General features: G+C 51.8%; 8 protein-coding genes. 6 read left to right on the forward strand and 2 right to left on the reverse strand.

What is annotated here, in order from left to right; all coding sequences use genetic code 11:
* The first annotated feature begins 135 nt into the window (after positions 1–135).
* From AACZ40_RS27735 to AACZ40_RS27745, 3 genes are all read left to right on the forward strand, one after another.
* The gene (locus AACZ40_RS27735; RefSeq protein WP_291167412.1) at positions 136–618 is read left to right on the forward strand and encodes a carboxymuconolactone decarboxylase family protein; all 483 of its coding nucleotides are present in this window, start codon (positions 136–138) and stop codon (positions 616–618) included.
* Between the two features lie 46 nt (positions 619–664).
* Entirely contained in the window at positions 665–1,099 is a 435-nt protein-coding gene (locus tag AACZ40_RS27740) for a cupin domain-containing protein (RefSeq protein WP_339676806.1), read from the forward strand.
* 95 nt (positions 1,100–1,194) lie between these two features.
* Complete coding sequence (locus AACZ40_RS27745) at positions 1,195–1,632, forward strand: DoxX family protein (RefSeq protein ID WP_291167405.1); 438 nt, start codon at positions 1,195–1,197, stop codon at positions 1,630–1,632.
* Positions 1,633–1,638: 6 nt separating this feature from the next.
* On the opposite strand, the gene AACZ40_RS27750 is transcribed toward AACZ40_RS27745, so the two are convergent.
* Positions 1,639–2,241 carry a hypothetical protein gene (locus AACZ40_RS27750; protein WP_291167402.1) on the reverse strand — a complete coding sequence of 201 codons (603 nt, stop codon included), beginning with the start codon at positions 2,239–2,241 and terminating at the stop codon, positions 1,639–1,641.
* Between the two features lie 260 nt (positions 2,242–2,501).
* On the opposite strand from AACZ40_RS27750, the gene AACZ40_RS27755 reads away from it, so the two are divergent.
* The 3 genes from AACZ40_RS27755 to AACZ40_RS27765 all read left to right on the forward strand — a co-directional run bounded on the left by AACZ40_RS27755 (position 2,502) and on the right by AACZ40_RS27765 (position 5,474).
* Entirely contained in the window at positions 2,502–3,032 is a 531-nt protein-coding gene (locus AACZ40_RS27755; RefSeq protein ID WP_291167399.1) for a hypothetical protein, read from the forward strand.
* A gap of 147 nt (positions 3,033–3,179) precedes the next feature.
* Positions 3,180–3,875 (forward strand): hypothetical protein, encoded by a 696-nt coding sequence (locus tag AACZ40_RS27760; RefSeq protein WP_291167397.1) that lies wholly within the window; start codon positions 3,180–3,182, stop codon positions 3,873–3,875.
* A 180-nt stretch (positions 3,876–4,055) separates the two neighbouring features.
* Positions 4,056–5,474 (forward strand): sulfatase, encoded by a 1,419-nt coding sequence (locus tag AACZ40_RS27765; RefSeq protein WP_291167395.1) that lies wholly within the window; start codon positions 4,056–4,058, stop codon positions 5,472–5,474.
* A 30-nt stretch (positions 5,475–5,504) separates the two neighbouring features.
* Here the strand turns inward: AACZ40_RS27765 and AACZ40_RS27770 are convergent, their stop codons facing one another.
* A complete protein-coding gene (locus tag AACZ40_RS27770) occupies positions 5,505–5,651 on the reverse strand; it encodes a DUF3309 family protein (protein WP_291167392.1) in 147 nt (48 codons plus the stop codon).
* Positions 5,652–6,046 lie beyond the last annotated feature (395 nt).

Raw genomic sequence — 6,046 nt, forward strand, 5'->3', positions numbered from 1 at the left:
CGCGTCGGCTCATCAAAGTGGCCCCATCCTTTTAACCCATAGTGGTTCTTTAACGGGTCCATCGTACTGGTATAATCACAGCATCACAAGCAGCTCATTCTGACAAATTCACTGATAAATCAAGGAGAGGAAATCATGTCCACAGCGCGTCTCAATTATTACAAACACATTGGCAAAGCCGCCCAGCACCTGATGGCCATTGAAGAACAGTTGGAGCAGAGCACGCTCGGCCCGAAGCTCCTGCACCTGATCCGCCTGCGGGTTTCACAGATCAACGGCTGTGCGTTCTGTGTCAATCTACACACCCAGGTCCTCGGCTTACTGGAAGAAACCCCCGAACGCATTAACCAGGCCGCCGTCTGGGAAGAAGCCCCCTGCTTCACCGAACAGGAAAAAGCCGCCTTTCGCTGGGCAGAAACCCTGACCAAAATTGCCGACACCCGCTACGTCAACGATGACCTCTACCTGGCTACTCTCAACGCCTGGGGTGAAGCCGGCATCAGCGAACTCACACTCGCCGTCGGCATCATCAACACCTGGAATCGACTGGGCATCGCCTTCCACACCGACCACAGCTTCATCGACCAGATCCTCCGCACCAAACTGGCCCATGCTTAAAAAGGGGTCAGGACTCTTTTACGAACACCAACAAAGGAATTTCACAGTGAAATCACAAAACATCTCATCAGCCACCTTGTTTTTCCTCAGCGTCTGTTGCCTTGCTGCATACACTTTTGCAGCAGGGGCGGCAGAACCAAAAGTTCACGTCAAAGTCCTTCGCGCGGATGAACTCCAACTGAAACAGAACGGCAAGACCATGACTGCCACCATGTTGGAAGTCACCCTCGATCCCCTCGCAGGCAGCCCCCCGCATCGGCATCCCGGCGCCGTTTCCGGCTACATCCTCGAAGGCACCTTTGAATTCCAGGTCGGCGACGAACCCCTGCAGACTTTCAAAGCCGGCGATACTTTTTTCGAACCCGCCATGATCCTGCACCGCATCGGCCGCAACCCCGATCCTGAAAAACGAACCCGGTTCATCGTCACCATGGTACATCCCTCCGACGCCAGACAACTGGTGATCCCCGAGCCTGAATAACAGGTGTCATGGTAAAAAGGTGTCAGGAACCTTAATTTTAAGGTTCCTGACACCTTTTTAATACCCAAACACAAATCAACACAGAAAGCAGCACCGTGAACTCCCCTTCTCCTCGACACAACCGCCTCACCCGACTCGCCCTCTGGTTCGTTCGTCTGGCTCTGGCCGCGTCTTTTCTCTCTGCCGTCGCCGATCGATTCGGCTTGTGGGGCGCAGTCGGAACCGGTGAAGTTGCCTGGGGCAGTTTTCCCCCCTTTGTCGACTACACGCGGCTGCTGCTCTGGTTCTTACCCGAACCGCTGGTCCTACCCTTCGCCTGGACAGCCACGATCCTGGAAATTCTGCTGGCTATCGGCCTGGTCATCGGCTTTCAGTTACGTTACATCGCATTTGCCAGCAGCCTGTTACTCCTCACCTTCGCCCTGGCCATGACATTTGGCACCGGCCCCGAAGGCCCCCTCTCCTTCTCCGTCTGGACCGCCTCCGCAGCCGCTTTGTTGCTGGCCACTCATCCGCAACTGCAACAAAATTAAATTGCTTTAGCAACGTTCAAGAAACCAGGCATTGATCTCCTCGATTTTTGATTGAATGATCATTTTTTGCTCTGAAGGCAATCCGTTAGTCATCGCGGGGTAAAGGAACTCTAAACCGACATAGAAAACGTTTTCTTCAGAAGATAATGGAAAGTTAGTATCAATCGGAAATTCTTCTGGTAAATGAAGAGCCAGAATGCAGCATATGATTTGATCGATGTTGAGCGCGTACTTATCTGGAATGTCGTATTGATATGATGCATAATGTTCGAGGATTGCGTACAACACCCTGTCATCCAGTTGACAATCGTCGTCAAACAAATCAATCAATAGGGCTGGAAGAAATTTCATAAACCCATAGTATGACATAAAAGTTGGAGCTGCCCGGTGGTAGGAAATCAGATTGTGGTCTATCTGGTCCCAGGTCTTACCTGTGAAATCTCGTAAGAATTCTCCGGTATCGTCATCATCACTCCATCTTTTCGTCCATACCAATTGAATTCCATCAATGCCATTATAATATTTTTCTGGAGGAAATGAATCATTGATGCTGTCGATTACAATTTGATTGTAATCGATTAACCAATTCCTGTTTTCTGAAATGATCATTCTTCAAATTCCGGGAACCTCAGGAACTACTAAGTCTGGTATTTATCTCATCCTCTAAAACTAACGCTGATTTTCCGGATTGATAAGGGCACCCAGCACCATTTCTAACCGATTAAAGTAAAGACTTTCATCACCGGCAGACAAACTGACTTTTCAATTTTCCGCCACTTTTCCTTCGCTGATCAATCCGACCTTGACTATAATGGAGATCGCTGTTCAGGAACCACTGTTTACTCGATCAACCAGAGAGGAGAATACACATGAGAGGCCTTGGATTGAAAGTATTGGCTGCCGCTGTGGCGCTGGGAATCAGCCCCCTGCTCCTGTCCGCTGCGGAACCGGGTTCTGGAGTGAGCGACACGATCCAGCTGGATCCCATCGTCCGCGCAGGGACCGCTCATCTGAATTACGACGACGCGACCCGCGCACGCTACCACTTCCACAACGGTCACTGGATGTTTGAAACCGAAGCAGGTCAGTGGCTGATCCATCAGAACGGAACCTGGAAACCCTCAAAGCCAATGAAGGAAATTACGCCGACACTGCAGATGAGTTCCTACACACAGGTTCCCGCTGAGCCTGGGCTCGATCCTGTTCCGGAGAATCCGCCTGTGATTGAGTCTCTTCCTGACGGCGGCGTCATCTTCACACCGCCCCCCGGCGGCAACCCGCTCGGCCCCTATTTCGATCAGTTCATCCCCAGCTACGCCCGCACGGGTCGCGGCGCTTACGGAGGATATGGTGTCGGCTGTTACGGCGGCAGCTATTACGGTTCGTTCCGCAGCTGGTAAAGACGGCAAACAGGTTACCGCAACAGCGAACCTGTTTCAGGATTGGTGAGAACAGATAGCAACCGGTGTCAGGTCCAGTATCTTTTGGACCTGACACTTTTGTTTTTTTAAGGTTCAGCTCCCTTTTAATAATCGGCGCACAGCATCATGCCCGTCTCTACTGAAACTCAGGTTCGTGTCGCGCATGCGGATGTGGTCATGGATATGGCGTTCCAGCGCTCCCTGGGATACTGGCAGCATGGCGAGAAGGAAAGCGATCCCTGGCTGAAACGGAGCGGCGACTCAGGTGCCATCTTTCTCGAAGAGAAACAAGCCGTCATCATCGAAGGGGACTGCCTCCACAAAGTCTCGGCTCCGGAAGGGGGCACGATACTTGTCTGCGGCAATCTGTACTCCACTCTGGATGTCAACGGCTTCTCAGAAATCATTATCACTGGCGATGTCAGGCCGGACGGTTATATCAGGGCAGATAATTTTTGCCATGCGTTTATCGGAGGCCGCCTCGAAGGCACACTGCAGTCTTCTGATTGGAGCAAAGTCTGGATTGATTCCGATTTATCAGGTGTCCTGAAAACCGGATTCTCTTCCACACGCATCCACGTCGGCGGTGATTACACCGGACGCATCATCCCTCAAGAACAACCATCCCCATTCTTTCTGACCGTCGCCGGCTTTGCTGCGAATGATTCACTTCACAGAATCATGGAATACTACCCCAACCGTTTTAATGCCTCCATCGCCGTCAGCGATGTCCCGCCAGGCCTGTATCCGCAAGAGGACTCTCATCGAAGAAACGAACGTGGCAATTGTTTTGCCCGCTGGTCGGTTCAACAACAGCGATAATCAGCAATCAGTTGGGCATAAAAAAATGCCAGCGAAAAGTCACATTTTTCGCCCCCCGCTCTCAGGTAGCACAAGACTCACCCCGAGACGACTGATATACTGACGAAGAAAGAAAGCCGGTTCGCTGACGCGAACGTCGCGTCCCCCCTTAAATCCTGCACTCGATTTCAAGGACCTCTGATGATGTATCGCTCACTGCTCCTTCTGATTGCCCTGTTCTGTGCCGCTCCCGCTTTTGCTGCGGAGCGACCGAACGTCCTGTTTATTGCCGTCGATGATCTGCGGCCCGAACTGGCCTGTTACGGCAAACAGCACATTCATTCGCCCCATATCGACAAGCTGGCGGAGAGCAGCGTGCTGTTCGAGCGGGCGTTCTGCATGGTGCCTACCTGTGGTGCTTCGCGGGCCAGTCTGATGACCGGTATCCGCCCCGCACGGAATCGCTTCGTCAACTACCTCACCTGGGCCGAACGCGATGCGCCGCATGCGACAACCATGAATACCCAGTTCAAACAGAACGGTTATTACACCGCATCACTGGGAAAAATCTTCCATCACCCTGCCGACAACAGGCAGGGCTGGTCGGAACCGGCGTGGCGGCCCAAAGGTGTGCAGTGGTATCAGCGGCCGGAAAACCAGGAAAAGCACGCGGCGCGGCAGAAACTGGGCAAGAGGAAAAGAGGCCCCGCCTGGGAATCAGCCGACGTCCCCGATAACGCTTACATGGATGGCGTGCTGGCAGAAAAAGCCATTGAGAAACTACAGCAGTTGGAAAAACAGGAACAGCCCTTCTTCCTGGCGGTCGGCTTCTTCAAGCCGCACCTCCCTTTCATTGCACCTCAGAAGTACTGGGATCTGTACGACCACGATAAAATCCAGTTGCCCGAGAATTACAAAGTTCCACAGGATGCGCCCAAAGAGTCGATTCATTCGTTCGGCGAACTGCGCGCCTACGCCGACATCCCTGCGAAGGGGCCGGTCTCTGAGGAAACCGCCCGGAATCTGATACATGGCTATTACGCCTGCGTGAGTTATACCGACGCGCAGATCGGCAAGCTGCTGGCGGAACTGGATCGTCTGCAACTGAGCGACAACACGATCGTCGTGCTCTGGGGCGATCATGGCTGGAACCTGGGAGACCATACCCTGTGGTGCAAACACAGCTGTTATGAAAGCTCGCTGCACATCCCGCTGATTGTGCGAGCACCGGGGATCAAGGGGGGCGAACGCCGCACATCCCTGATTGAGTCGATTGACGTCTATCCCTCGCTCTGCGATCTGGCCGGCATTCCGCAGCCCGAACACCTGAAAGGTCAGAGCTTCGTTGGTCTGATGAAAGATCCCGAAACAGAATGGAAACAGGCCGCTATCAGCCGTTACAAAAATGGCGATACCATTCGCACCGATACGCTCCGCTACACCGAATTTACGCTTCCGAAAGGCAAGCTGGTTTCACAGATGCTTTACGATCACAACACCGACCCGCTGGAGAACGTCAACATTTCTGCACAGCAGACCGGCACCGTCAAAGATCTTTCTGCGCAATTAAATCAGCTCAAAGGACGCAGCCGAAAACCCGGTAAGGGGAAGCAGCAGTAATGACTGGCTTACGTCCGACTTTGAAATGGATCACAGCAAAATCAGGATCAGAATGATGATCAAAATCAAGCCAATGCCTCCACTGGGTCCGTAGCCCCAGTTGCGGCTGTATCCCCAGGTTGGTAAGGCACCGAGCAGAAACATAATCAGGATGATTAATAAGATCGCCTCTAACATAACTTCACTCCTTAGCTGTATTTCTCATTGATTCCGTTTTAAGACACTGAAACGGAACAGGCATTTCTTCGATTTGCTGATGCTGATAAGAGCAGTTTGCATGCCGACAATTCAAAAACGGTATTGATTTCCTCGTTTTTGATCGAGAACCCTGTGTTTAAAGGGTTTATTTACTTTTTAAGAACCTGATCTCGCAAACCAGGAGATCGTGCAGGCCTCTCAATCCGCCGTAAAATGAGCGATCAGAAACCTGTCTGGTAGATAATAAGGTGTCATTCAATAAAAGGGGTCATTCAATAAAAGGGGTCATTCAATAAAAGGGGTCATTCAATAAAAGAGACCTGACCTGCTCTGTAGAAAAGCTCCCTTTGATTGCTATTTTCGAAATTAATAAG

Source organism: uncultured Gimesia sp., from assembly GCF_963972345.1.
Classification (GTDB): domain Bacteria; phylum Planctomycetota; class Planctomycetia; order Planctomycetales; family Planctomycetaceae; genus Gimesia.

Bases quoted from the DNA above. Each gene is read 5' to 3' on its own strand.
- AACZ40_RS27750 (WP_291167402.1), bottom strand. From the start codon at position 2,241: ATGATCATTTCAGAAAACAGGAATTGGTTAATCGATTACAATCAAATT.
- AACZ40_RS27760 (WP_291167397.1), top strand. From the start codon at position 3,180: ATGCCCGTCTCTACTGAAACTCAGGTTCGTGTCGCGCATGCGGATGTG.
- AACZ40_RS27755 (WP_291167399.1), top strand. From the start codon at position 2,502: ATGAGAGGCCTTGGATTGAAAGTATTGGCTGCCGCTGTGGCGCTGGGA.
- AACZ40_RS27770 (WP_291167392.1), bottom strand. From the start codon at position 5,651: ATGTTAGAGGCGATCTTATTAATCATCCTGATTATGTTTCTGCTCGGT.
- AACZ40_RS27735 (WP_291167412.1), top strand. From the start codon at position 136: ATGTCCACAGCGCGTCTCAATTATTACAAACACATTGGCAAAGCCGCC.
- AACZ40_RS27765 (WP_291167395.1), top strand. From the start codon at position 4,056: ATGATGTATCGCTCACTGCTCCTTCTGATTGCCCTGTTCTGTGCCGCT.